Origin of the sequence: Pseudoxanthomonas japonensis (assembly GCF_043632995.1) — a bacterium.
GTDB lineage: Bacteria > Pseudomonadota > Gammaproteobacteria > Xanthomonadales > Xanthomonadaceae > Pseudoxanthomonas_A > Pseudoxanthomonas_A japonensis.
On sequence record NZ_CP171632.1, the window covers coordinates 3,743,804 to 3,768,938 of the forward strand.

Consider the following 25,135-nt stretch of genomic DNA (forward strand, 5'->3'; position numbering starts at 1 on the left):
CGCGATGACCTCCCGGTCGAGCCACATCGCGACTTACGTCGCTCCCACGACTGACACCCTCACACGCTAGAGGCCTCAGGCCCGCGCTTCCGCCAGCGCGTCCAGCCGGCTGCGATCGAGCAGCCGCACATGGTGCGGGTCGTCGGTGGCGATGCTGCCTTCCTGCCGCAGGCGGGTGAAGCTGCGGCTGACGGTTTCCACGGTCAGGCCCAGGTAGTCGGCGATGTCGGTGCGGGTCATCGGCAGGATCACTTCGGTGTCGTCCTGGCCCTGGCGGCGGCGACGCTGCGCCATGTCGACCAGGAAGCCGGCCAGCCGCTCCATCGGATTGAGGCGGGCCAGCGCCATCAGGTTGCCGCGGGTGGCGTCCAGCTCCACGCAGGCGCGCTCGAGCAGTTCGCGTTCCAGCTCCGGATGGTCATGGCAGAGGCTGCGCATGTCGGCCATCGAGAACTCGCACAGCGTGCTGTCGGTGATGGCCTCGATGGTGTGCTTGTAGTGCGAGGTGCCGGAGAAACCGATGAAGTCGCCCGGCATCAGGAAGCCGGCCACCAGCCGGCGACCGTCCGGCAGCAGCCGGATCCGGCGCAGGGCGCCCTTGGTCACGGTGAACACGCCCCGTCGCGCCTCGCCCTCGCGGACCAGCGCTTCGCCCGCCTTCAGCCGCGTGTCGTCGGCCAGCGCTTCCATGGCGTGGGCCTTGGAGACCGGCAGGGCGGCGCAGACCGCCAGATGGCGCACCAGGCAACCGCTGCAACCCCGCGCGGCCTGGCACACCACACCGTCGGCGGGCGCGCTGGCCACCGGGGTGTCGTTCTGGCGAAGGATGCGAAGGCTGCTCATGGCGGCGGCGGCGAGGGGCTTCAGGACCCATCATACGCCCGCAAGTCACTGATTTCCGTGGTGCGACAATCGGTCGCAGATGCCGGCTTCAGCGGCCGGTCCCCCTTTCCTCCGCCAATTCAGGTACAGTGCGCGCCGCTTGCCTGCGGCCGTTCGTTTCCCCGATGGTCCGCCGGCGCAGGGAATTCCATGCGAACTCCCGCGCCCGCCCCGCTCCGACTTCTTTCGTTGCGCAAGCTCGGTAGCGCCGTTTTGGCGCCTCCGCACCCCTTCTCGCAGCGCGGTTTCAGGGAACGCTTCGAGTCACGGTCCTGCCGCATTCCGCGCGTCCCACGTTGCCGCACATCCGCTGTGCCGGCGTGGCGTGCGTGTTCCGGCCGACCGGCTTTGGAGCTTTCATCATGACGTTTGAAACCTTGGGCCTGGCGCCCGCCCTGCTGCGCGCACTCGACGAACAGGGCTACACCCAGCCCACCCCCATCCAGGAACAGGCCATCCCGCTGGCCCTGGCCGGCCACGACCTGCTGGCGGGCGCGCAGACCGGTACCGGCAAGACGGCCGCGTTCGGCCTGCCGCTGATCCAGTACCTGGCCACCACCCCGCAGGAAGTGCAGCGCGGCGGCCCGCGCAAGCCGCGCGCCCTGGTGCTGACCCCCACCCGCGAACTGGCCGTGCAGGTCCATGACAGCCTGCGTGGCTATGGCAAGTACCTGCGCATCCCCAGCACCACCATCTATGGCGGCGTCGGCATGGGCAACCAGCTGGACGCGCTGCGCCGTGGCGTGGACCTGGTCATCGCCTGCCCGGGTCGCCTGATCGACCACCTCGAGCGCCGCAGCGTGGACCTGTCGGGCATCGAGATCCTGGTGCTGGACGAAGCCGACCGCATGCTCGACATGGGCTTCCTGCCGTCGATCAAACGCATCTTGGCCAAGCTGCCGCGGCAGAACCGCCAGACCATGCTGTTCTCCGCCACCTTCGCCGACCCGATCCGCGAGCTGGCGCTGGAGTTCATGCACGATCCGAAGCAGATCCAGGTGACACCGCGCAACACGGTCGCCGAGACCATCACGCACCGCGTACACCCGGTCGACGGCAGCCGCAAGCGCGACCTGCTGCTGCACCTGCTGGCGCAGGACAGCCGCCTGCAGACGCTGGTGTTCGCCCGTACCAAGCACGGCAGCGACAAGCTGGCAACGTTTCTGGAGAAGAGCGGCATCAAGACCGCCGCGATCCACGGCAACAAGTCGCAGGGTGCGCGCCAGCGCGCGCTGAGCGACTTCAAGGCCGGCCGCATCAACGTGCTGGTGGCCACCGACATCGCCGCGCGCGGCATCGACATCGACCAGCTGCCGCAGGTGATCAATTTCGACCTGCCGATGGTGGCCGAGGACTACGTGCACCGCATCGGCCGCACTGGCCGCAACGGTTCGACCGGCCAGGCGATCTCGCTGGTGGCGCAGGACGAGGCCAAGTACCTGCGCGCGATCGTGCGCCTGCTCAACCGCGACATGGACCTCCGCGACGTGCCCGGCTTCGAGCCGCAGACGCCGATCCGGTGGGGCAACAGCGCCCCCGGCAAGGCCGAACAGCCCGCCGGCGAACGCACCCCGCGTCGCAACGGCCCGCAGAAGCATGCGCGCCGTCCGCACGGCGATGCGCCGCGCCACGCGCATGCCGGTCCGAAGAAGCATGGCGGCCAGCGTCGTGACGGCGGTCGTCCGGGCGGCGCCCGCCAGGGCCAGGGCCAGTCGCGCCCGGCCCGCTAAGCTGGACCCTCCGCGCGGCTCCCGCTGGGAGTCGCGCGTTCCACCGATCCGGACAACGACGCATGGACATCTTCAAGGTCTTCACCGTGGAAGCGGCGCACCGCCTGCCGCACGTGCCGGAAGGCCACAAGTGCGCGCGCCTGCACGGCCACTCGTTCCGCATCGAACTGCACCTGTCCGGCCCGGTCGACCCGCAGGCGGGCTGGGTCATGGACTTCGCCGACGTCAAGGCGGCCTTCAAGCCGATTTACGACCAGCTGGACCACCACTACCTCAACGACATCCCCGGGCTCGAAAACCCGACCAGCGAGCAACTCGCGACATGGATCTGGGACCAGACCAAACCCGTTCTCCCGCTGCTGAGCGCCATCGTGGTGCATGAAACCTGCACCTCCGGATGCCGTTATACCCGCCAGTGAGGCGTGGAACCGGTTTCATACCAGTTCCTACAAGCGTTTGATTTTTAACGGCTCCTGACCGTTCGTCGGATTTCCATACGCCGGTTATTGCACTGCAACATGGACAGGTCTATGCTGCGCCGCAACAGATGGAAATCCCCTTTCAGGAGCACGCCATGACCACGCAGTTCAACGAAAGCTTCAGCCAGTTCACCCACCAGTTCGCCGCGGCCGCCTCGCGCGCCAACCGCCTGGCCCTGGAAAGCGCCGAGACCGTGTTCGGCGTGCAGCTCAAGACCTTCGAGAAGAATGTCGACGCCACCACCGCCTTCTTCGGCGAACTGGCCGAGACGCGCGACCTCGACGGTTACAAGACCCTGTGGCCGAAGGGCCTGCAGGTTGCCAAGGACAACGCCGAGCGCGTCGTCGCCGCCAGCCAGGAAGTGTTCGGCCTGAGCCTGAAGACCGGTGAGGCCTTCGGCCAGCTGGTGAAGACCCAGTTCGAAACCGCGACCGACAACGTCCAGGCCTCCGTGGCCAAGGCGACCAAGGCCGCCAAGGGCAAGTAAGACCCGCCCGTTCCACTGCTTATTGCGCGGCTCCCCCTCCCTCCGCGCAGCCGACCCGGCAGCCCCCACGCTGCCGGGTTTTTTATGCGCCCACTGAAGCCATCAGCACCGGGGGCGATGAACGCGTCGCAACGCGCCCATCAGATCGACGCCCGGGCTTTGGTCGCACTGGCCGTGCCATCAGCGCAACACGCACACCCCGTCACTAAGGCACCGACAGGTGTGCGGCCAGCGCGCGCGCCTCGACAGCCGGCGCATACGGCAAGCGCCCCCAGCACGGCACCGGCATGCGCGCGGACAGCAGCGCGAAGTTTTCGTCCCTGCGCTCCATCTCCGGATCGACTTCGTTCGCGATCCAGCCGACCAGCCGCGCACCGTCATCCTGGATCGCCCGCGCGCTCAACCGCGCATGGTTGATGCAGCCCAGCCGCATGCCCACCACCAGTACGACAGGCAGGCGCAGTTCCTGCACCAGGTGCCGCTGGTCCAGCGTCGCCGTCAGCGGCGCGGCCCAGCCGCCGACGCCTTCCACCAGCACCAGATCGGCCAGCGGATGCAGGCGCTCGAACGCTGACACCAGCACCCCGAGTTGCACATCCACGCCCGCATCGCGCGCCGCGATCTCCGGCGCCAGCGGCGCAGGCAGCGCGTACGGATTGAGGTCGTCGTAGGGCGGCACCGGGTCGCTGGCCGCCCGCAGCGCGAGCGCGTCGTCGTTGCGCCAGCCCTCGGCGGTCGCCACGCAACCGCTGGCGACCGGCTTCATGCCGACCGCACGCAACCCACGTGCACGGAACGCATGCAGCAGCGCGGCGCTGGCGACCGTTTTGCCGGCGCCAGTGTCGGTGCCCGTGACGAAGAGCCTGTCCATTGCGTGCTCCGTCACGTTCCGGGGATTTGCGTGGCGCGGCCGTGTCCTGCAGGCGGCGCTTTCGGGTAATGCACTTTCATAGCGGGATCATATCCGGCCCTTCCCGGACCCGCGGAGTAGAATCGACCGCATGTCATTCACTTCCCAGACGCTCACCGGCAGCAAGCCGGAACAGTACGCACAGTTGGCCGAACAGGCGCGGGCCCTGCTGGCCGGCGAGTCGGACCGGATCGCCAACGCCGCCAACCTTGCGGCGCTGCTCTACCACGCCTTGCCGGACTTCAACTGGGCGGGCTTCTACTTCTTCGATGGCCGGGAATTGGTGGTCGGTCCGTTTCAGGGACTACCAGCCTGCGTGCGGATCCCGTTGGACAAGGGGGTCTGCGGAGCCGCCGCACGCACCCGTCAGACCCAGCGCGTGGACGATGTTGAGGCCTTCCCGGGCCACATCGCCTGTGATTCGGCTTCGCGCTCGGAACTGGTGGTACCGCTGGTGAAAGGGGATGAACTGGTTGGCGTGCTCGACCTGGACAGCCCACGCCTGGCGCGCTTCGATGCCGACGACCAGGCGGGCATGGAACGCATCGCCGCCATCTTCGTGGATTCGCTGACATGACAGGCACCAAGCTGCGCAACATCGGCCCCAAGTCCGCCGCCTGGCTGCGCCAGGTCGGCCTGCGCACGCAGGAGGACCTGGAGGGCGTGGGTGCAGTGGAAGCCTTCATCCGGGTGAAGCGCGCGGGCTTCCGCCCCAGCCTCAACCTGCTCTACGCGCTGGAAGGCGCCCTGCTGGACTGCCACTGGCAGCAGCTGCCCGAAGACCGCCGCGCGGAACTGCTGGTGGCCTACGATGCCGCCGCGGCCCTGCTGCCGCCGCCGCGCGGCCGCCCCGCCGCCGGCCCGGTGACCACCACGCACACCGAGCGCGAGGAAGACACGGGCCCGTCGCTCAATCTGTTCGACTCGCCCGGCGGCGAGGACTGACACCGCGGTAGCGTCGAGCTTGCTCGACGCCGCACGCCGTCCGTTGCAGAAAAGCAGCGGAGCAAGCTCCGTTCCACATGACCGTCGGGTGCTTCCCGTATACTGCGCGCGCTTTCAGGTGACCCTCGGCAGTCCTGCCATGGGTTGAAACGGGAAGCCGGTGACCCGCGCAGGCGGCATTCCGGCGCTGCCCCCGCAACGGTAGGCGACGACAACCGCGGCATCGGCCACTGTGCGATCCATGCATGGGAAGGCGCCCCGGCAGCGTGCATTGCGCACGCCTTCGCAAGCCCGGAGACCGGCCTGGGAGTCCACTGGTTGCGATGCGGAGGGCGTCGCGGCGTGCCGCGCCGCCGTTCGTCTGCTGCGCTGTCCGCAACGTTCCTCTCCGTCGTCGCAACTCCACACCGAACAATGCGCGCGGGGCGCGCGATGGAGTTGAGTCCGATGTACAGCCGTCATTCCCTTTCCCTTCTGACCACCGCGGTCGCCCTGGCGCTGCCGTTCGCCGCGCACGCGCAGAACGCCACCGACCTGGACGAAGTGGTCGTCACCGGCACGCGCACCGACGTCGCGTTGCAGGACAGCCTGGCGCCGACCCAGCTCATCACGCGCGAGGAGATCGAGCGCAGCCAGTCGCGCTCGCTGGTCGACCTGCTGAAGGGCCGCGCCGGCATCGGCTTCACCAACCAGGGCGGCCTGGGCAAGCTGAGCAGCCTCAACATCCGCGGTACCGAATCCGACCACGTGCTCGTGCTGGTCGACGGCATCCGCATCGGTTCGGCGACCGCCGGCCTGGCCTCGTTCCAGGACCTGCCGGTCGACCAGATCGAACGCATCGAGATCGTGCGCGGCCCGCGCTCCAGCCTGTACGGCTCGGAAGCGATCGGTGGCGTCATCCAGATTTTCACCCGCCGGGGCACCCAAGGCCTGTCGCGCGAACTGCGCATCGGCGGCGGCAGCCACAACCTGCGCGAAGCCAGCGGCGGCTTCGCCTACGGCGGCGAACGCGGCTGGATCGGCGCAAATGCGGCATACCAGGAAACCGACGGCATCAACGCCTGCCGCGGGTCGGGCACGCTGTTCCAGGGCTGCTTCACCGACGAGCCCGATGACGACGGCTACCGCAACGTCTCCCTGAATGTCCGCGCCGGCTACAGGCTGACCGATGCGTTGACGCTGGAAGGCCACGCACTGAATGCCGACGCCTTCAACGAATTCGACGGCAGCATCTACGGCGGCAACGAAGCCGACAACGTGCAGCAGGTGCTGGGCAGCAAGCTGACCTGGAAGCCGTCCACCGCCACCATGCTCACCGCGCAGATCGGCCGCGCGTCGGACAAGTCGCACAACTATTTCAATGACGGCGCGGGCACCCCGCGTGAGGATGTCAGCACGTTCGACACGCGTCGCGACACGGCCTCGCTGCAGGGCGACTTCGCGTTCGGCGAACAGCACCTGCTGAGCGCCGGTGCCGACTGGCAGCGCGACGAAGTCACCAGCAGCGTCGACTTCGTCAACGACACCGTCGGCGTGCCCGTGGACAGCCGCGACAACACCGGCGTTTTCATCGAGTACCAAGGCCGCTTCGGCGCGCAGCAGGTGCAGGCCAGCGTGCGCAACGACGACAACGACCAGTTCGGCAACCACGTCACCGGCAACCTGGGCTGGGGCCTCGGCTTCGGCGGCGGCTTCAAGCTGACCGTCAACGCCGGTACCGGCTTCAAGGCGCCGACCTTCAACGACCTGTACTACCCGTTCTCCGGCAATGCGCTGCTGGAACCCGAACGCTCCAAGACCCTCGATGTCGGGCTGTCTCAGTACGGCGATGCATGGAACTGGGGCGTCAACGTCTACGAGACGCGCATCGAGGACCTGATCGCGCTGGACAGCAACTGGTTGCCGGCGAACACCGACGAAGCGCGCATCCGCGGCCTCGAACTGACCGGCGCGGTGACGCTGGCCGGCTTCGACATCGCCGCTCAGGTCAGCCACACCGATCCGCGCAACCACACCGCCGGCGCGAACTACGACAACCTGCTGGCACGCCGCGCACGCAACACCGCGCGTATCGATGTGGACCGCGCATTCGGCGACTTCCGCTTCGGCGTGACCGGCTACGGCGCCAGCCACCGCTACGACAACGCCGCCAACAGCGTTCGCCTGGCCGGCTACGGCACGCTGGACCTTCGCCTGGAGTACGCGATCACCGACGAATGGTCGCTGCAGGCGCGCGCCAGCAACGTGTTCGACCGCGAGTACGAAACGATCGCCTGGTACAACCAGCCCGGTCGCGAGTACGGCCTGAGCCTGCGTTACAGCGCGCGCGACTGAGTCGCACGTCGAATCCGGGGCCGGCAATGGACTGTTCCGTTGCCGGCCTTGTCGTTGTCGGGCGGCGCTCGTGAACAGGTACCTCTCCCTGTTGCAGAAAGACCATGCGTCCCACCGCCTACGTCACCGTAAGTCCCACGGATCCCGCCAGGCTCCTGCGCACGCTGTGCAACCACTGGCGGCACAAGTTCGACATCGAGCGCCCCGACGATGCGCATGCGCGCATTCCGTTCGGCGAATTCGGCCCTGCGGACTTCGCCGCGGAAGGCGATGCATTGTCGATCACACTGTTCACGTCCGATGCGGAAACGCGTGCTCGCCTGCAGGAGGTGATCGCCTCGCACCTGCGCCGCTTCGAGCGCAACGAAGACCTCGCCTTCGAGTGGCGTACAGCCTGATCGGCGCCTAGACTTCCTGCGGGTCGAACAATCCCGCCTGCACAACCGCCTCGTCGCGATCGCGGAACCCTGAAAGCCCCACACCGACCAGACGGTACAGCGTCGAGGCCGGCAGGCCCACGCGTTCGCGCAAGGCCAGCGCGATGCCTATGAACTCCTGCGCCGAGGCCGGCGGCGACTCTGGCGTGAAGCTGCGCGTCAGGATGCGGAACTGCGAGGTCTTCAGCTTCAGCACCACCGTGCGCCCGACGCGTTCGGTCTTGCGGCTGGCCTGCCACGCCTTTTCGGCGATGCGCACGATGTGCGGCTCCAGTTCTGACAACGGCAGGTCGGTGGCGAAGGTGTCTTCGGACGAGATCGACTGCACGGGTTGGTCAGGTTCCACCGGCCGCTCGTCGATGCCGCGCGCGCGCCGGTACAGGCCTCCGCCGAAGCTGCCGTAGCGCGCCTCCAGCTCATGCTGCGAATACGCACGCAGATCGCCGACGGTGCGGATGCCGTCGGCGTTGAGCCTGCCCTGCATCACCTTGCCGACGCCGGGAATGCGCTCGACCGGCAGCGGCGTCAGGAACGCGTCGACCTGGTGCGGCCGCAGCACGAACTGTCCGTCCGGCTTGCGCCAGTCGGAGGCGATCTTGGCGAGGAACTTGTTCGGCGCCACACCGGCGGATGCCGTGAGCTGCGTTTCCTCGCGGATCTGCGCGCGGATCGTCTCGGCCACGGCCGTGGCGGTCGGCAGGTCGGACTTCGGCGCGGTGACGTCGAGATAAGCCTCGTCCAGCGACAGCGGCTCGACCAGATCGGTGTGCCGCAGGAAGATCTCGCGCACCTGCCGCGACACTGTCTTGTAGCGGATGAAATCCGGCGGCACGAACACCGCCTGCGGACACAGCCGCTCCGCACGCACCGCCGGCATCGCCGAGCGCACGCCGAACACGCGCGCTTCGTACGACGCCGCGCATACCACCGAACGCTCGCCGCGCCACGCGACCACCACCGGCCGGCCACGCAGCGACGGATCGTCGCGCTGCTCCACCGACGCGTAGAACGCGTCCATGTCGATGTGGATGATCTTGCGCATCACGCGATGATATCGGCCGCCGTACGCAATCGCATGGATGCGGATGGAAACGATACGGCTGCGTGTGGAGTCGCGGACAGGATGCGCGAAACCCTTGCCGCAATTGCGTTGGCCGGATGGTACGCCGGCGTATGGAAAAAACACCGTTGATCTGCATCAAGACAAGCGTATGCACATGTGTGCATTATTTGCGCCTTCGCAGAATGGACGACGCAATGAACGCCCCCGCTTCCTTCTCGCGCGAACAGCTGCTGGCCAGCGCGCGCGGTGAACTGTTCGGCCCCGACAGCGGCCGACTTCCGAACGACCCGATGCTGATGTTCGACCGCATCACCGAGATCCGACAGGACGGCGGAACGCATGGCAAGGGCATGGTGCGCGCGGAACTCGATATCCATCCCGACCTGTGGTTCTTCCAGTGCCACTTCCTCGGCGATCCGGTGATGCCCGGCTGCCTGGGCCTGGATGCGATGTGGCAGCTGACCGGCTTCTTCCTGACCTGGATCGGCGCGCCCGGCCGCGGCCGCGCGCTCGGCTCGGGCGAAGTGAAGTTCACCGGCCAGGTGCTGCCGACGGCGAAGCGCGTCAGCTACGAGATCGACATCAGCCGCGTGGTCAACCGCAAGCTGGTGCTGGCGGTGGCCGACGGCCGCATGCTGGTCGACGGCCGCGAGATCTACACCGCGCGCGACCTGCGCGTGGGCCTGTTCACCTCGACGGAGAGCTTCTGACCATGCGTCGTGTCGTCATCACCGGCCTCGGCATCACGTCCTGCCTGGGCAACGATGCGGACACCGTGTCGGCCGCGCTGCGCGAAGGCCGCTCGGGCATCCGCCACATCCCGCAGTACGCCGAGCTCGGCTTCCGCAGCCACGTGGGCGGCGCACCGGAGATCGACCTCGACGCGCAGATCGACCGCAAGCAGAAGCGCTTCATGGGCGATGCCGCGGCGTTCGCGCACATCGCGCTGCGCGACGCGATCGCTGATGCAGGCCTCGACGAGGCCCTGGTCAGCCAGCCGCGCACCGGCCTGATCGCCGGCTCCGGCGGCGGCTCGGCCGAGTGGCAGATCGAAGCCGCCGACCTGCTGCGCGCGCGCGGCATCCGCAAGGTCGGCCCCTACATGGTGCCGCGCACGATGTGCTCCACCGTGTCGGCGACGCTGGCAACCGCGTTCAAGATCAAGGGCGTCAGCTATTCGATCTCCGCGGCGTGCGCGACCTCCGCGCATTGCATCGGCGCCGCGGCGGACCTGATCCGCGCCGGCCGCCAGGACATCGTGTTCGCCGGCGGTGGTGAAGAGCTGCACTGGGCGCTGACGATGATGTTCGACGCGATGGGCGCGCTGTCCAGCAAGCGCAACGACGATCCGACGCATGCCTCGCGCCCGTACGACGCCGATCGCGACGGCTTCGTCATCGCCGGTGGCGGCGGCATGCTGGTGCTCGAGGACTACGACCACGCGGTGAAGCGCGGCGCACGTATCCATGCCGAACTGCTGGGCTACGGCGTGACCTCCGACGGCGCCGACATGGTCGCGCCGTCCGGCGAAGGCGCCGTGCGCTGCATGCAGATGGCACTGGAAGGCGTCATCACACCGCTGGACTACCTCAACACGCACGGCACTTCGACACCGCTGGGTGACGTGATCGAGCTCGAGGCCATCCGCAACGCGCTGGGCGACACCCTGCCGCCGATCTCGTCCACCAAGGCGCTGTCTGGCCACTCGTTGGGCGCCGCCAGCGTGCACGAAGCGATCTATTGCCTGCTGATGATGCGCGACGGCTTCATCGCCGGTTCCGCCAACATCGAGACGCTGGACGAAGGCGCCGCAGCGTTCCCCATCGTGCAGGCGAGCCGCGATGCGACGCTCGATACGGTGATGTCGAACAGCTTCGGCTTCGGCGGCACCAACGCCAGCCTGGTGTTCGGCCGGGTGTAAGCGACTCAGCGGGCGTCGACCGCGCGACGCCCCAGCGCCGGATCGTCGGTGAAGAAGCCGCCGATCCCCAGCGCGAGATAGGCGCGGATCTCCTCGACGGATCCCGCGTCGCTTCGCGTGCCCGGATCGTCGCCCTCGCGCAGCGCCGGCGGGAGAAAATGGTTCTCCGGACGAAACGTGTAGGGCCATATTTCCAGACCCGCCGCGCGCGCGTCCGCCGCCAGCGGGGTTGGCGTTCCGAGCGTGCCGTCCTCGCTGAGCGGCATCAGCAGTCGCGTCCATGGCCCGATGATCTCCGCATACCCGGCGATGTCCCGCAGCCCTGCCGGCGTCATCAGGTCGGCATAGCGTGTGGGATCGCCAGCAGCCAGCGCATCGCCCGGCTGCCTGTCGGGTACCTCGAGCAGCTGCAGCAGCCGGATGTTGGGATGCGAAGGCCCCAGACGTCCACGCAGCGCACGCAGGTTGGTCTGCTCGAACGACTGGATCACCACCGGTGCTTCGCGCGTGTAGGCATGGGCGGCGAGTACCTCCAGCAGGCGATGCTCCATCGGCAGCCCGATCTGCTGGAAGTGGCTGGGGTGCTTGATCTCCGGAATCAGGCCGACGGTGCGGCCGGTGCATACGGCCTGTTCCGACGCCAGCGCGATGATTTCGTCCAGCGTCGCGATTTCATGCCGGCCGTCGTGTGCGGTGCCTCGGAGTCCGGGCACGCGCTCGCGTACCCGTAGCGTCTTCAGCTCGGCCAGCGTGAAGTCTTCGGTGAACCAGCCCTCGACCGTCTCCCCATCGATCACCTGCGTGCGCTTGCGCTCGGCGAACTCGGGCCGCTGGGCGACATCGGTGGTACCGCCGATCTCGTTCTCGTGGCGCGCCACCAGCACGCCGTCGCGCGTGGCGACCAGGTCCGGCTCGATGTAGTCCGCACCGTCGGCGATCGCGCGCCGGTACGCGGCCAGCGTGTGCTCAGGCAAGTGCGCGCTGGCGCCGCGATGGGCGATGACGAGCGGCTCTGCCCGTCCCTCGGCGGACAGGGCGGCGGTCATGGCGAGCAGGAACAGGAACAGGCGGTGGAGCGGCATCGGCGAATCATCATCGTCTCGACCATACCACGCGCGGCGCGCGGCCCGGAAAGCACGAAGCCCGGCGTCGACCGGGCTTCGCTGCAACGCGGGAGGAGAGAGGGACCTCGTTGCCGGCGCCATTGTCGATGCCGCCTGTTACACGCGCGCGACAGGCGTCACCAGCCAAGGCGGTGCCGCACCGCCGCTTGACAACATTACATGTAATCACTACGTTCACTTTCATGACAGCTCCACGTCCCGCGCTCAAGGCTTCCACGCTGCACGTTCGCAATTACCGCGAGCGCATGCGCGAGCAGGGGCTGGTCAAGAAGGACGTCTGGATCCGGCCGGAGTACGCGGAGGAACTGGCCGCCATCGAGAAATCGATGCGGGAATCCGAGCGCGAGGCCGGCATCCCCTACCTGCCGACACAGCCCATCGAGGCGGGATGGACGGTGCCGGCGATACGCCATGCCATCGGCCAGACAAGCGCGGTCCGTGACGGCCTGCTCAGCGTGGAGACCATCGAGGGCGCCGAGCCCAGCCTGCACCTGGTGATGCACGAGTACGGCGATCTTTCCGTGTTCCTGGCCGTGGGCGGCGAGCAGATCCTGGTCGAGGCCTATCTATGGCCGGTGGACGACGTGACGGACCCCGCCGCGTTCAACGCGCACGTGCTCAGCACGCATGTCCTGCTGCCGCTCTCCACGATCGGCATGCAACGGATCGGCGGCGTCGCGGGATATTCCATGTTCGGCGCGCTCGACAGCCACTCCAGCCTGGCCAACGTCATGTTCGAGATCGAGACGCTGGCCGAGAACGTCATCCACGCCACCGACGCCTACCGCCCCTACCTGCGCGTCGCGCAGAAGGCCAAGACCTGATGCCGGACGCACTGAAGAACCTGTTCAAGCGCATCCAGGACGGCATGGAGGGCGTCGCCGACGCCGTGCTCGGCGAACGCGCCGAACGCCTGCTGGACAGCGAGATCCGGACGGTCGATGACGGTTTGCACGCAGCCCGTGGCGATCACGCGGCCGCGAAGGCGCGGCGCATCGCGAACGAGCAACGCCAGGCGGAACTGGCGGCCGACATCGCCACCGCCGAAGCGAAAGTGGAGAGCGCGCTGCGCCAGCGTCGCGCCACGCAGGCGCACGCGGCGGCCACCGACGTGGTGCGCCTGCAGGCTCGGCGCGATGAACTGGTCGCTCAGGGTCGTGATCTTGCCGCGCAGGAGCACCAGTTCGCACATGCCAGCGAACAGCTGGAAGGCCGGCTGCGGCGCCTGAAGCACCAGCTCGATATCCTGCGTGCCAGCAACAGCCTCCAGCGCGCACAGGCTACCGTGGCACGAAGGCAGCCCGGCGAGGCAACGTATCCGGAGCCGGCCTTCGCTTCGGCACAACGGATGAAGCGTCGCACCGGTGGCCCATCCGTTGCCGGCACGATAAAGGGTGAAACAAGCGCGGCGACAACGAGCGACCCCGCCCAGGCCGTGCTGGCGCGGGCCCAGAAACGCATCACGTCATCCGCGCGCAAGCGCTGAACCAGGGGGAGCCACGATGAACGAGTTCCTGAATACCGCCCTGACCTTCCCCACGCTGGTGTACAGCGTGCTGCTCGCGTTCTGCACCGTGTACTGGCTGATGGCGTCCACCGGCATCGTCGATATCGATGCCGTCGACGGCTGGCTGGCCACCGACGGCGACACTGCAGAACCCAATGTGGTCGCCGGCATGGTGGCCAGGCTCGGCCTGTCCGGCGTGCCGATGATGCTGGTGCTCACCGTGCTGTCCTTCTTCGGCTGGCTGATCACCTACTTCGTGCACCTGTTCCTGCTCCAGCACCTGCCAGACAGCGTGCGCTGGATCGCCGGTGCCGGCACGCTGGTCGCGGCCCTGTTGCCCGGCGCACTGGTGACCTCGCTGCTGCTGCGCCCGGTGGCGGCGGTGATCGCACGCCTGCGTCCGCCCGTGCCGCCCTCCGTGCTGGGGCGCGCCGGCGCGGTGATCTCGCCGTACGCGGACGCCGACGGCGGACGCGCCCACTTCGACGACGGCGGCGCCGGCCTGATCCTGCAGGTCCGCGCGCTGCCCGGCGAACGCTTTTCGCGCGGGGACCGCGTCGTACTGATCGAACACGTCGAAGCCGACAACACCTACCGCGTCATGTCCGAAACCGCCTTCCACCAGCAGTAAGTACCCGCGCCGTCTACAAGGAGTTCTGCAATGAGCACAGCCACGATCCTTCCCTTCGTCATCGGACTCGCCGTCCTGCTGGTGCTGGGTTTCGGCCTGATCGGCATTTTCAAGGCCTTCTACAAGAAGGTCGAACAGGGCACGGCCCTCATCGTCAACGACATGAGTTCGAGCCCCAAGGTGCATTTCACCGGCGCGCTGATCATCCCGGTGCTGTACAAGGCCGAGCTGATGAAGATCAGCCTGATCACGCTGCAGGTGGACCGCCGCGGCAAGGAAGGCCTGGTCTGCAAGGACAACATGCGTGCCGACATCGCGGTGGCCTTCTACCTGCGCGTCAACGAGACGCCCGCCGACGTGCTTCGCGTGGCCAAGGCGATCGGCGCCGACCGTGCGTCCGACAAGCACGCCGTGGACGAGCTGTTCAACGCCAAGTTCTCCGAAGCGCTGAAGACCGTCGGCAAGAAGTTCGACTTCACCGAACTGTTCGACAAGCGCCAGGAATTCCGCGACGAAATCGTCGCCGTCATCGGCCAGGACCTCAACGGCTACGTGCTGGAAGACGTCGCCATCGACTACCTGGAGCAGACGCCGAAGCACCTGCTCGACCCCAGCAACATCCTGGACGCCGAAGGCATCCGCAAGATCACCGAGCTGACCGCCCGCCAGAACGTGCAGACCAACGAACTGGAGCAGAACGAGAAGCTCGCGATCACAAAGAAGAACACCGAGGCCCGCGAAGCCATGCTTGCGCTGGAGCGCCAGCAGGCCGAAGCCGAAGCGCGACAGCAGCGCGAGGTCGAGACCGTGCGCGCCCGCGAAGCCGCCGAGACCGCCAAGGTCATCGAGGAACAGCGCCAGGTCTCCGAGCGCGCGCGGCTTGAGACCGAGGAGCAGATCAAGATCCGCGAGCAGGAACAGCTGCGCCAGGTCGAGGTGGCCGAGCAGAACCGTCGCCGCGCGGTCGCCATCGAACTCGAGCGCGTGGCCCGCGCCGAACAGCTCGAGCGGGTGAACACCGACAAGGAAGTCCAGATGCAGCAGGTCGACCGCGACAAGGTGGTCGAGCAGGGCCGCATGGAAGTGGCCAACGTCGTGCGCGAGCGCACCCAGATCGAGCAGACCGTCGCGGTGGCCGAGGAGAAGATCAAGGAGACCCGCGAGGTCGCCGAAGCCGAACGCGCCAAGCAGGTGACGGTGCTGGCCGCCGAAGCTGCCGCGCAGGAGACGCTGGTCAAGGACGTCAAGGCCGCCGAAGCTGCGGAGCAGGCGGCGCGCCACCGCGCCGTCGAGCTGACCGTGCTGGCCGATGCGGAGCTGCAGGCCGCCGGCAAGCAGGCCGAGGCCAAGCGCGTCATGGCCGACGGCGTCCGCGCCGAGACCGCGGCGCCCGGCCTGGCACAGGCGCAGGTGCAGGAGGCCAACGCCGTGGCGATGGAGAAGACCGGCCTGGCCGAGGCGCGAGTGCTGGAAGCCAAGGCCGATGCGACCTACAAGCAGGGCAACGCCGACGCCCGCGTGCTGACCGAGCGCCTGAGCGCCGAGGCCGATGGCGCGCAGAAGCTGGGCCATGCCAACGCCAGCGCCACCCAGGCGATGGGCGATGCCGAGGCCAGCAACATCGCCAAGAAGATGTCCGCCGAGGCGGAGGGCCTGACCTCGAAGTTCGACGCCATGGGCAAGATGAGCCCGGACGCGCGAAGCCACGAGGAGTTCCGCATGCTGCTGGAAACCCAGCTGCGCCAGCTGCTGGCCTCGATCGACGCGGGCAAGGCGATCTCGCGCGAGAACGCCGAGATCCTGGGCAGCGCGCTGAAGAACGCCAACATCGAGCTGATCGGCGGCGACGGCGGCGTGTTCAACGCGCTGACCAAGGGCGTGTCGCTGGGCAAGGCGCTGGAAGGCATCGTCGGCGAGAGCCCGATCGCGGCGCAGCTGCTGGGCCGCCTGGCGGGCTCCGGCCTGCCGGTGGCCGGCCGCCAGGCCGAAGCGACCGACGCCTGATCCAACGCGCCTGAGCCGGGCCGGCGGCGCGTGCCGCCGGCCCCGATTTCCGCATCGACCGCCCAGGACGGGCGAGGATGAGGTCCGATGTCCGATACGCCGAACACCGAAGTCCCCTCCACCGACGCGCAGGTCGACCAGGCCGTCGCCCAGGGCGGCGCCTACGACGTGCTGCGCCGCCGCCTCGACGAGCAGGGCGCCCGGCTGCGCACCGTCGTGGAAGCGCTCAACGCGCGCCGCTTGCAGGAGTTCGGCGACAGCCGGATGGAAGCCATCGGCCGCCTGCGCATCCGCACCGAGCACAACTCGGTCGGACGCGACATCGTGCAGGTCGGCGACCTGTTGTTGTTCGGCTTCAACGTCTACATGGGCCTGAAGACGACCACCTCGGTCGCCGACGTGTTCGGCATCTACCGCCTGGTGGAGGCCGGCGAAGGCTACGACGTGGCACCGGTCGACATCGCCGCCAGCTTCCTCGCGGACGGCGTGTTCCAGCGCGATTTCAGCGAACTGTACAGCTACTACAAGGACGCGAGGCTGCTGCAGCTGATCGTCCGCGACGGCCGCCTGCTGATGGCGTTCCAGATCGGCCTGAAGAACACCGACGTGCGCGTGTTCCGCTGGACGCTCACCTCCGAGGGTGAGGTGAACTACCTGGACGCCCGTGGCGAGCGCGACATCGTGCTGCCACCGCCGTTCGACTTCGAATGGACGCGCGCGACCAAGGACATGGAAGTCAGCGGCCGCCATCCGCACCTGAACATCCTCGACACCCTGTTCGTCGAGACCATCGGCGGCGACCTGACGCTGAAAGTGGAGAACAACACCGAGACCGGCGCCGGCGTCTACAGCGAACCGGTCGAGGACCGCACGCAGTCGCTGGACGATGCGCAGATCGAGTTCGCACGCGTTGGCTCGCTGATCCTGCTGAAGGTGCTGCCGTACCGCGAGAGCGTGTGGCGCGGTCTGGTCTACAACACCCAGACCGGCAAGGTGACGCGCCTCGACGCCATCGTGCAGGCCTGCATCCAGCTGCCCGAAGACCACGGCATCATCTTCCCCGGGGGCTACTACCTGCAGAACGGCGAGCACAAGGCGTTCGATGCCGCCGTGCAGGACATGCAGTACAAGCGCACGATCCGCTCGCCGAACGGCGAAGACGTGATGTACGTGTTCTACGAGCGCGAAACCGGCCAGGCCGCGCTGCTGGTCTACAACCTGGTGCAGCGCCGCCTGCAGCCGCCCGTGCTCGCGCACGGTTATGCGCGCCTGCACGACGGCCGCATGGTGCTGTTCCGCGCCGAGAACGACGACCCCACCCGCGTGCACCCGATGCAGGTGTGGCAGACGCCCTTCAGTTCCGACGAGTTCGCCGCAACACGACCCGCCGGCACCTCGTTCATGGCCAAGCTCGGCAATGCCGAGCTGGTGCGTGCGGTGTCGAACCTGTTCGACCTGGCCCGCGAGATCGAGCGCGACGACGTCTCTGCGCAGCGCTACCAGTTGCTGACGCACGGCACGCGCCGGCTTTTCGACCTGCACCACTGGATCGACGACGCGCAGTGCGAGGGCCTGGCCACGCTGCTGCACGAGATCGCCGGTACCGGCGAGTCGGTGCTGGACGAGTACGAGAAGGTGCAGGAGATCCGGCGCCAGTCCGAGACCTCGATGGCGCAGGCACAGCGCGACCATCGCGCGCTGCTCGGCCGCCTGCAGCCGGAGGGATGGAACGGCATCGGCGAGTTCGTAGAGGCGCTGGGCGCGGTCTCGCGCTTGCGCGGCCACCTGCTGACCATCCGCGACTACCGCTACATCGACACCGCCGCCATCGACGCGATGACGGTCGCGCTGCAGGACGCGCATGAGCGCGTCGGCACCGCGACCGGGCAGTTCCTGGCCGGCGAGAAGGCACTGGCGCCGTTCCAGCTGCGCCTGGTCGAACTGGATGCGCGCGCCCAGAAGGCGGCCAGCGCGCGTGAACTGGCCGAGGCCATCGACGCGATGCAGGGCATGGCCGGCGAGCTCGACATGCTGTCCGAGCTGATGGCGACGCTGAAAGTCGACGACGCCACCCAGCGCACCCGCGTGGTCGATGCATTGTCCGCGATCTATTCGAAGCTCAACCAGACCCGCGCGCGCGCCACCCAGCGCCGCCGCGAGCTGGGCTCGGCCGAAGCGGTGGCGCAGTTCGGTGCGCAATTCACCCTGTTCGGCCAGGCCGTCAGCAACGCGCTGGCGATGGCGACCACGCCGGAGCGCGCCGACGAGCAGCTGTCGCGCCTGATGGTGCAGCTGGAGGAACTGGAGAGCCAGTTCGGCGAGCACGAGCAGTTCCTCGGCGACATCCTGTCCAAGCGCGAAGAGATGCTGGAGGCGTTCGAGGCGCACAAGCAGGCGCTGCTGGACGACCGCCAGCGCAAGGCGCAGTCGGTGCAGGAAGCCGCCAACCGCATCCTGGAAGGCCTCGGCCGGCGCACCGAGCGCTTCACCACGCCGGACGAACTCAACGCCTTCTTCGCTGGCGACGCGCTGATCCTCAAGCTGCGCGAGCTGGCCGGCCGCCTGCGCGAGCTGAAGGACTCGGTGAAGGCCGACGACATCGAGGCGCGCATCAAGGGCGCGCGCGACCAGGCCGTGCGCGGACTGCGCGACCGCAGCGACCTGTTCGAAGACGCGGGCAACGTCATCCGCCTCGGCCCGCGCCACCGTTTCAGCGTCAACACGCAGCCGCTGGACCTGACGCTGATCCCGCGCGGCGACACGCTGGCCGTGCACCTGACCGGCACCGATTATCTGGAGCCCCTGCAGGAACCGGCGCTGGACGCGCTGCGCGCCTACTGGGACGTCACCCTCGAATCCGAATCGCCCTCGCTGTACCGCGGCGAGTACCTCGCCTGCCGGCTGCTGCAGGATGCGCTGGCGGGCGAAGGCGGCCTGGCCGCGCAGCAGCTCGACCACGCGCTCGCCGATCCGGAAGCGCTGGACCGCATCGTGCGCGACTACGCCGCGCCGCGTTATCGCGAGGGATACGAGAAGGGCATCCACGACCACGACGCTGCCGCGATCCTGCGCGCCTTCCTGCCCCTGCGGCAGGCCGCCGGCACGCTGCAGTACGCGCCCGCCGCGCGTGCGCTGGCGGTGGCCTGGTGGTGCCGCGGCGACGCGGTACCGCAGGAGACGATCGACCGGATCCGGGCGGCCCGCGCGATCGATGCGATGTCGCCCGCAGGCCGCGCCCTGCAGACGCTGCGCGACGAACTGGCAACGTCGATCATCGAGTGGGTGCAGCGCGATGCATTGCCCTTCGCCACCACGGACGCATCGGCCGCCGCGGCGTTCCTAGCGGACACCGTCGCCAGCGCGACGCCCACGTTCCGCTTCACCCACTACGCCGAATCGCTGGTGGCGGCGTTCCGCGCACGCCTGGCCGACGAGGCCGGCGGCAGCGTGCTGGCCAGCGCGCTGCAACGGCTGGACGGACGTCCGGCCGCGGCCTGGTCGCTGCTGCGGCAGGCGCTGGACGCGCTGACCGCACTGCCCGACCAGGCCCACCTGGCTGCGTACGTGCCGGAAGCGATCGCGCTGTTCCGCCACGGCGCGCAGCTGACGCACATCATCGAACACGTGACGCTGATGACGACCGTCGAAGGACTGCTCGGCGAACACGCACGCATCCGCGAGGGACGGCTCTCGTTGGCCGTCGACGACCTGCCGGTGCGCTTCACCGCGCATCGCGAGCACTTCGTGCCGGCGTGGCAGCGCTACCAGACGCTGCGCGGCGAGGTCGCGCAGCGGGAGCGCGCGGCGATGCGCCTGTCGGAGTTCAAGGCGCGGCCGCTGAGCTCGTTCGTGCGCAACAAGCTGATCAACGACGTCTATTTGCCGGTGATTGGCGACAACCTCGCCAAGCAGATGGGCACCGTCGGCGAGAACAAGCGCAGCGACCTGATGGGCCTGCTGATGATGATTTCGCCGCCGGGCTACGGCAAAACCACGCTGATGGAATACGTGGGGCATCGGCTCGGCCTGGTCTTCATGAAGATCAACGGCCCCGCGCTCGGCCATGAGGTGCGCTCGCTGGATCCCGCACAGGCGCCGGATGCGACGTCGCGGCAGGAGCTGGAGAAGCTCAACCTGGCGCTGGAGATGGGCAACAACGTGATGCTGTACCTGGATGACATCCAGCACACGCATCCCGAATTCCTGCAGAAGTTCATCTCGCTGTGCGACGGCACGCGCCGCATCGAAGGCGTCTGGCGCGGCAAGACCAAGACCTACGACATGCGCGGGCGCAAGTTCGCGGTGGTGATGGCGGGCAACCCGTACACGGAATCCGGCGAGGTCTTCAAGATTCCGGACATGCTGGCCAACCGCGCCGACATCTACAACCTGGGCGACGTGCTCGGCGGCATGGAGGACGCATTCCTGCTGAGCTACGTGGAGAACTGCCTGACGTCCAACCCGGTACTGGCGCCGCTCGCGACCCGCGACATGGTCGATCTCTACCTGCTGGTCGACAAGGCGCGCGGCAAGGACGTCAGCACCAACCAGCTGTCGCACGCGTACAGCGGCGCGGAGATCGGCGAGATCGTCGCCGTGCTGCAGCGCCTGCTGACCGTGCGCGACGTGGTCTATCGCGTCAACCAGCAATACATCGCCAGCGCCGCGCAGGCCGACAAGTACCGGGTGGAGCCGCCGTTCCGCCTGCAGGGCAGCTACCGCAACATGAACAAGCTGGCGGAGAAAATCTCGCCGGTGATGAACGCCGCCGAGCTGCAGCAGCTGATCTCCGACCACTACCTGGGCGAGGCGCAGCTGTTGACCACCGGTGCGGAGGAGAACCTGCTGAAGCTCGGCGAGCTTCGCGGCACGCTGGCCGGCGACGAACTGGCGCGCTGGCAGCAGATCAAGGCCGACTTCCTGCGCAACAAGGCGATGGGTGCGGAGGACGCCGATGTCGGCGGCCGCGTCGTCGCGCAGCTGGCCGACATCGCCGTCGGCCTGCAGCGCCTGGGCGAACCGGCGCAGGTCGAAGCAGCGCCGCCCGCACCGTGGGAAGCACTGCTGTCCGCACTGCAGTCGCTGCGCATGCCGGAACCGGTCTCGGCGCCAGCGCCCACGCCGGCACCGATGATCGATACCGCGCCGGTGCTGGACGCGCTGCAGCAGACGATGGTACGCCAGGACCAGCTCAATGCGGCGCTCGTCGCGCTGGCGCAGGCGATGCGCAGCACCGCGACGGCGCCTGCGCCTGCGGGCACGCGCAAGGCCAAGCCGCGTTCGCCGCGCGAAGCGGAGTTCGACCAGGTGATCGCGAGCCTCGCCTTCAAGGAAGAACGTCCGACGCCGACGCTGGATGTGTCGCCGTTGACGCAGGACGACGGCGAGGGAGACTTGCCGAGGTGAACCTGCCTCCCGCGGACACCGACACTCCAGGCCTGGCCGACCACGCCGCGGCCATCCGTGCATTGGCGCAGGCCAGTGCGGGCGACCTGCAGACGACGCTTCGCGACCTGCGCACCGTGCTGCTCTCGGCAGACCCACGTGCACTGCGTCGCAGCGTCGGCTTCTGGGGTCGCCTGATCGGCCGCGACATCCGCCTCGCCGCGGAGGCGCGCTCGCTACGCGAACGCAGCGGCATTCTGTTGCGACAGGCCGGCTTCGAGGCAGAGCGACTGCATCGGCAGCATGCGACACTCTCCGGGCATGCGCAGCGGCTACGCGACGCCTGTGTGCAGCTACAGCAGGAGATCGATAGCCTCGCGCGCCGACAGGCTGCCGCAGAAGGCGGCACGCCTGCCGGCACCTCGCGGCTCGCGCATCTCGTCACGCTGCGCAGCGCCTACGAGATCACCGCCAGCCAGCTTGATCTCGTCGCTGCCAACGCGCTCGCCATCGCCGAACGCCACGCGCAGCAGCTGCCACGCCTGTCCGTGCTGCTGGACCAGCAGCAGGGCGTCGCGGCCGGTGCAGGTCACGGAATGCAGCTATCCTCCGCCATGCGGACGATAGATGAGCTGGAAGCCCACATCGAACACCTGCCCTCGCCGGCAGCCACGCCACCGGCGACGCAGCGAACCCAACCCCAGGAGGCCCCATGACGACGACGAATCCCGAACAGACGCTGGTCCCCGCGGCGCTGTCGCCACAGTTGCTGACCGACCTGGGCCTGGAAAGTGCCGACATCCCGCGCATCCAGGAAGCGGCGAAGGCGCTGCAGGACATCGCGCCCGGCAATCTGCACACCTACGGCCGCGAAGCCACGACGAAGACCAGCGCCTTCAGCACGCAGCTGCTGGACAAGGTCCGCAATGCCGACCTCGACAGCAGCGGCGACAAGCTGGGCGACGTCGTACGCATCGCGCGTTCGCTGAACCTCGACTCCTTCCACGGCCGCTCCAAGCTGCCGATCCTCGGCCCGCTGATAGACAAGATGCGCGCCACCAAGGACGACCTGGTCCAGCGCTACAGCTCGACCAACCGCCAGATCGACCAGCTGATGGGCGATGTCGGCAAGACCCAGCAGATCCAGCAGCAGCGCGTGCGCGAGTACGACCAGATGCACGACATCGTGCTGGACGAGCGCCGCGAACTGGGCGTGCACGTGGCCGCCGGCCGCGTCCGCATCGCCGAACTGGAAGCGGAACTGGCCTCGCTGTCCGTCCAGGAGGATCCCGAGTCGCGTACCCGCCGCGCCGTGCTCGACACCGCGCTGCGCCTGATCGACAAGCGCGTGTCCGACCTGCAGGTGCTGCAGCACGCGGCCGACCAGACGCTGCCGATGATCCGCCTGATCCAGGCCAACGCGATCCAGCTGATCGAGAAGTTCAGCGCGGTGCGCGACGTCACCATCCCGATGTGGCGCAACCAGTTCGCCATCCAGCTGTCGCTGGCCGACCAGCGCAATGCGGTCGAACTCGCCAATGCGATCGACGATGCCAGCAACGAGCTGATGCGCAAGAATGCCGAGCTGGTCCATTCCACCGCCGTCGGCACTGCGCGCGCCAACCAGCGCTCGGTGATCGACGTCGAGACGCTGCGTACGGTCAACGAGACGCTGATCCGCACCGTCGAGGAAGTCCGCGAGATCCACCGCGAAGGCATGGCCAGGCGCAAGCAGCTGTCCACCGAGCTGGTCGACATGCGCGAAGACCTGGAGAAGCGGCTGGCACTGCCGACAGCAGGCAACGCCACGCCGTAATGCGATGGGGACGCGCGGCAGGCGAAGATCGACCCGCGCGTCTCCCCGTGGCCTATGCCGGCATCGAGGGATTGCGACATCCAGCGCCGGTCGACGCTACTGCACTGCGCCACGCCAGCTCAGCTCACATAACACCGCCGCCAATCCCGTCGACCCGGACGCCGTGCGGCTATCCGTTCCGCGCCGCCAACGTGCCCACGCCCGGTTAGACTGGTCCGCCGCGCGGATGACCGCGTCGGGATAGCCGCGGATCGAGTGAAGATGAGCGATAACGCCAACGGAAGGGTCGACAGCTGATGACGACCACCCTGATCCGCAACGCGGATGTGTACGCGCCCGAATCGCTGGGTCGCCACGACCTGCTCCTCGGCGGCGGCCAGGTGCTGTGGATCGGCACCGATGCGCCCGATCTTCCGGCCGCCTTCGGCGCGCAGGTGATGGACCTGGCTGGCCGCCGGCTGGTGCCTGGCCTGATCGATGGCCACGTGCACGTCACCGGCGGCGGTGGCGAGGCCGGCTTCGCCAGTCGCGTGCCGGCGCCGACGCTGTCGCGCTATACCCGCAGCGGCGTGACCACGGTGGTCGGCCTGCTGGGCACCGACGATGTCGCCCGCAGCACGCGCGAACTGGTGGCCCACGTCAACGCGTTGCGCGAGGAGGGTCTGTCGGCGTGGGGATATGCCGGCGGCTACCACCTGCCGCCAGCCACCCTGACCGGCAGCGTGCGCGCGGACCTGGCCTTCATCGACTGCCTGATCGGCGTGGGCGAGCTGGCGATCAGCGACCACCGCTCCAGCCAGCCCACGCTGGACGAATTGCTGCGGATCGCGTCCGAAGCGCACGTGGCCGGGCTGATGACCGGCAAGGCCGGCCTCCTCCATCTGCACCTGGGCGACGGCCCGCGCGGCCTGGACCTGGTGCGGCGCGCGCTCGATCAAAGTGAGCTGCCGCCGCGGGTGTTCAACCCGACCCACGTCAACCGGCGCAAGGCGCTGTTCGACGAAGCCATCGAACTGGCCCGACGCGGCTGCAGCATCGACATCACCGCCTTCCCGGTGGACGAGGGCGAGGACGCGTGGAGCGCGGCCGATGCGCTCGTCCGCTACCTCGACAGCGGCGCCCCGCGCGACCGCGTCACCATCAGCTCCGACGCCGGTGGCTGCCTGCCCTGCTTCGATGCGCAGGGCCGTGTGTGCAGCATGGACGTCGGCCACTCCGGCGCGCTGGTCGACACGCTGCGCGAGTTGCTGGACCGCGGCATCGCCCTGCAGGACGCGCTGCCGGCCTTCACCTCCAACGTCGCCGGACTGCTGCGCCTGCCGGGCAAGGGCCGCATCGCGGTGGGCGCCGACGCCGACCTGGTGGCGCTGGACGCCACCGGCGCGGTGACCGACGTGTTCGCCGGTGGCCACCTGCACCTGCGCGATGGCGCGGTGCAGCGGCGTGGTACGTTCGAATCGCAAGACACCTGAAACACCG

21 protein-coding genes and 1 riboswitch are annotated in these 25,135 nt (G+C 68.3%); of the genes, 17 read left to right on the forward strand and 4 right to left on the reverse strand.

The window, feature by feature from the left end:
* Positions 1–75 precede the first annotated feature (75 nt).
* Positions 76–843 carry a Crp/Fnr family transcriptional regulator gene (locus tag ACGHX3_RS17580; RefSeq protein ID WP_213605020.1) on the reverse strand — a complete coding sequence of 256 codons (768 nt, stop codon included), beginning with the start codon at positions 841–843 and terminating at the stop codon, positions 76–78.
* Positions 844–1,244: 401 nt separating this feature from the next.
* Between ACGHX3_RS17580 and ACGHX3_RS17585 the strand changes: the two genes are divergently transcribed.
* The 3 genes from ACGHX3_RS17585 (at position 1,245) to ACGHX3_RS17595 (ending at position 3,579) form a co-directional block, all read left to right on the forward strand.
* Entirely contained in the window at positions 1,245–2,612 is a 1,368-nt protein-coding gene (locus ACGHX3_RS17585; protein WP_162338105.1) for a DEAD/DEAH box helicase, read from the forward strand.
* Between the two features lie 62 nt (positions 2,613–2,674).
* A complete protein-coding gene (gene queD, locus ACGHX3_RS17590; protein ID WP_213605021.1) occupies positions 2,675–3,031 on the forward strand; it encodes a 6-carboxytetrahydropterin synthase QueD in 357 nt (118 codons plus the stop codon).
* Between the two features lie 155 nt (positions 3,032–3,186).
* Positions 3,187–3,579 carry a phasin family protein gene (locus ACGHX3_RS17595; protein WP_162338103.1) on the forward strand — a complete coding sequence of 131 codons (393 nt, stop codon included), beginning with the start codon at positions 3,187–3,189 and terminating at the stop codon, positions 3,577–3,579.
* A 205-nt stretch (positions 3,580–3,784) separates the two neighbouring features.
* Here ACGHX3_RS17595 and bioD read toward each other — a convergent pair whose 3' ends face one another.
* Entirely contained in the window at positions 3,785–4,450 is a 666-nt protein-coding gene (bioD, locus tag ACGHX3_RS17600) for a dethiobiotin synthase (RefSeq protein ID WP_213605022.1), read from the reverse strand.
* A 130-nt stretch (positions 4,451–4,580) separates the two neighbouring features.
* Between bioD and ACGHX3_RS17605 the strand changes: the two genes are divergently transcribed.
* The 4 genes from ACGHX3_RS17605 (at position 4,581) to ACGHX3_RS17620 (ending at position 8,166) form a co-directional block, all read left to right on the forward strand.
* A complete protein-coding gene (locus tag ACGHX3_RS17605) occupies positions 4,581–5,066 on the forward strand; it encodes a GAF domain-containing protein (RefSeq protein ID WP_213605023.1) in 486 nt (161 codons plus the stop codon).
* Positions 5,063–5,434: a TfoX/Sxy family protein gene (locus tag ACGHX3_RS17610; RefSeq protein WP_162338100.1), complete on the forward strand. Its 372-nt coding sequence runs from the start codon at positions 5,063–5,065 to the stop codon at positions 5,432–5,434. The genes ACGHX3_RS17605 and ACGHX3_RS17610 overlap by 4 nt, the downstream gene beginning before the upstream one ends.
* 99 nt (positions 5,435–5,533) lie before the next feature.
* Positions 5,534–5,756, forward strand: a riboswitch (cobalamin riboswitch).
* A gap of 125 nt (positions 5,757–5,881) precedes the next feature.
* Entirely contained in the window at positions 5,882–7,768 is a 1,887-nt protein-coding gene (gene btuB, locus ACGHX3_RS17615; protein WP_213605024.1) for a TonB-dependent vitamin B12 receptor, read from the forward strand.
* A 104-nt stretch (positions 7,769–7,872) separates the two neighbouring features.
* Entirely contained in the window at positions 7,873–8,166 is a 294-nt protein-coding gene (locus ACGHX3_RS17620; RefSeq protein ID WP_213605025.1) for a DUF2218 domain-containing protein, read from the forward strand.
* 7 nt (positions 8,167–8,173) lie between these two features.
* Here ACGHX3_RS17620 and dinB read toward each other — a convergent pair whose 3' ends face one another.
* Entirely contained in the window at positions 8,174–9,247 is a 1,074-nt protein-coding gene (gene dinB, locus ACGHX3_RS17625; RefSeq protein WP_213605026.1) for a DNA polymerase IV, read from the reverse strand.
* A gap of 215 nt (positions 9,248–9,462) precedes the next feature.
* On the opposite strand from dinB, the gene fabA reads away from it, so the two are divergent.
* Together fabA and fabB are read left to right on the forward strand one after the other, a co-directional pair.
* Entirely contained in the window at positions 9,463–9,978 is a 516-nt protein-coding gene (gene fabA, locus ACGHX3_RS17630) for a 3-hydroxyacyl-[acyl-carrier-protein] dehydratase FabA (protein ID WP_056880816.1), read from the forward strand.
* Between the two features lie 2 nt (positions 9,979–9,980).
* Positions 9,981–11,189 carry a beta-ketoacyl-ACP synthase I gene (gene fabB, locus ACGHX3_RS17635; RefSeq protein WP_213605027.1) on the forward strand — a complete coding sequence of 403 codons (1,209 nt, stop codon included), beginning with the start codon at positions 9,981–9,983 and terminating at the stop codon, positions 11,187–11,189.
* A 5-nt stretch (positions 11,190–11,194) separates the two neighbouring features.
* Here fabB and ACGHX3_RS17640 read toward each other — a convergent pair whose 3' ends face one another.
* Positions 11,195–12,271 (reverse strand): glycerophosphodiester phosphodiesterase, encoded by a 1,077-nt coding sequence (locus ACGHX3_RS17640; RefSeq protein ID WP_213605028.1) that lies wholly within the window; start codon positions 12,269–12,271, stop codon positions 11,195–11,197.
* Between the two features lie 224 nt (positions 12,272–12,495).
* Here ACGHX3_RS17640 and ACGHX3_RS17645 point away from each other — a divergent pair, with 224 nt between their 5' ends.
* The 8 genes from ACGHX3_RS17645 (at position 12,496) to iadA (ending at position 25,128) form a co-directional block, all read left to right on the forward strand.
* Positions 12,496–13,137: a DUF2170 family protein gene (locus ACGHX3_RS17645; RefSeq protein ID WP_213605029.1), complete on the forward strand. Its 642-nt coding sequence runs from the start codon at positions 12,496–12,498 to the stop codon at positions 13,135–13,137.
* Positions 13,137–13,799, forward strand: coding sequence for a PspA/IM30 family protein (locus ACGHX3_RS17650; protein ID WP_213605030.1), 663 nt, complete (start codon positions 13,137–13,139; stop codon positions 13,797–13,799). The genes ACGHX3_RS17645 and ACGHX3_RS17650 overlap by 1 nt, the downstream gene beginning before the upstream one ends.
* 16 nt (positions 13,800–13,815) lie before the next feature.
* Positions 13,816–14,451 carry a hypothetical protein gene (locus ACGHX3_RS17655; RefSeq protein ID WP_213605031.1) on the forward strand — a complete coding sequence of 212 codons (636 nt, stop codon included), beginning with the start codon at positions 13,816–13,818 and terminating at the stop codon, positions 14,449–14,451.
* 30 nt (positions 14,452–14,481) lie between these two features.
* Positions 14,482–16,455, forward strand: coding sequence for a hypothetical protein (locus ACGHX3_RS17660; RefSeq protein ID WP_213605032.1), 1,974 nt, complete (start codon positions 14,482–14,484; stop codon positions 16,453–16,455).
* A gap of 87 nt (positions 16,456–16,542) precedes the next feature.
* Positions 16,543–21,861, forward strand: a complete 5,319-nt coding sequence (locus ACGHX3_RS17665) for a DNA repair ATPase (protein WP_213605033.1) — start codon at positions 16,543–16,545, stop codon at positions 21,859–21,861.
* The gene (locus ACGHX3_RS17670; RefSeq protein WP_213605034.1) at positions 21,858–22,556 is read left to right on the forward strand and encodes a hypothetical protein; all 699 of its coding nucleotides are present in this window, start codon (positions 21,858–21,860) and stop codon (positions 22,554–22,556) included. Before ACGHX3_RS17665 ends, ACGHX3_RS17670 begins: the two co-directional genes overlap by 4 nt.
* Complete coding sequence (locus ACGHX3_RS17675) at positions 22,553–23,656, forward strand: toxic anion resistance protein (protein ID WP_394695733.1); 1,104 nt, start codon at positions 22,553–22,555, stop codon at positions 23,654–23,656. The genes ACGHX3_RS17670 and ACGHX3_RS17675 overlap by 4 nt, the downstream gene beginning before the upstream one ends.
* Positions 23,657–23,952: 296 nt before the next feature.
* On the forward strand, positions 23,953–25,128 hold the full coding sequence (gene iadA / locus ACGHX3_RS17680; RefSeq protein WP_213605036.1) for a beta-aspartyl-peptidase: 1,176 nt from the start codon (positions 23,953–23,955) through the stop codon (positions 25,126–25,128).
* The last annotated feature ends 7 nt before the right edge of the window (positions 25,129–25,135 follow it).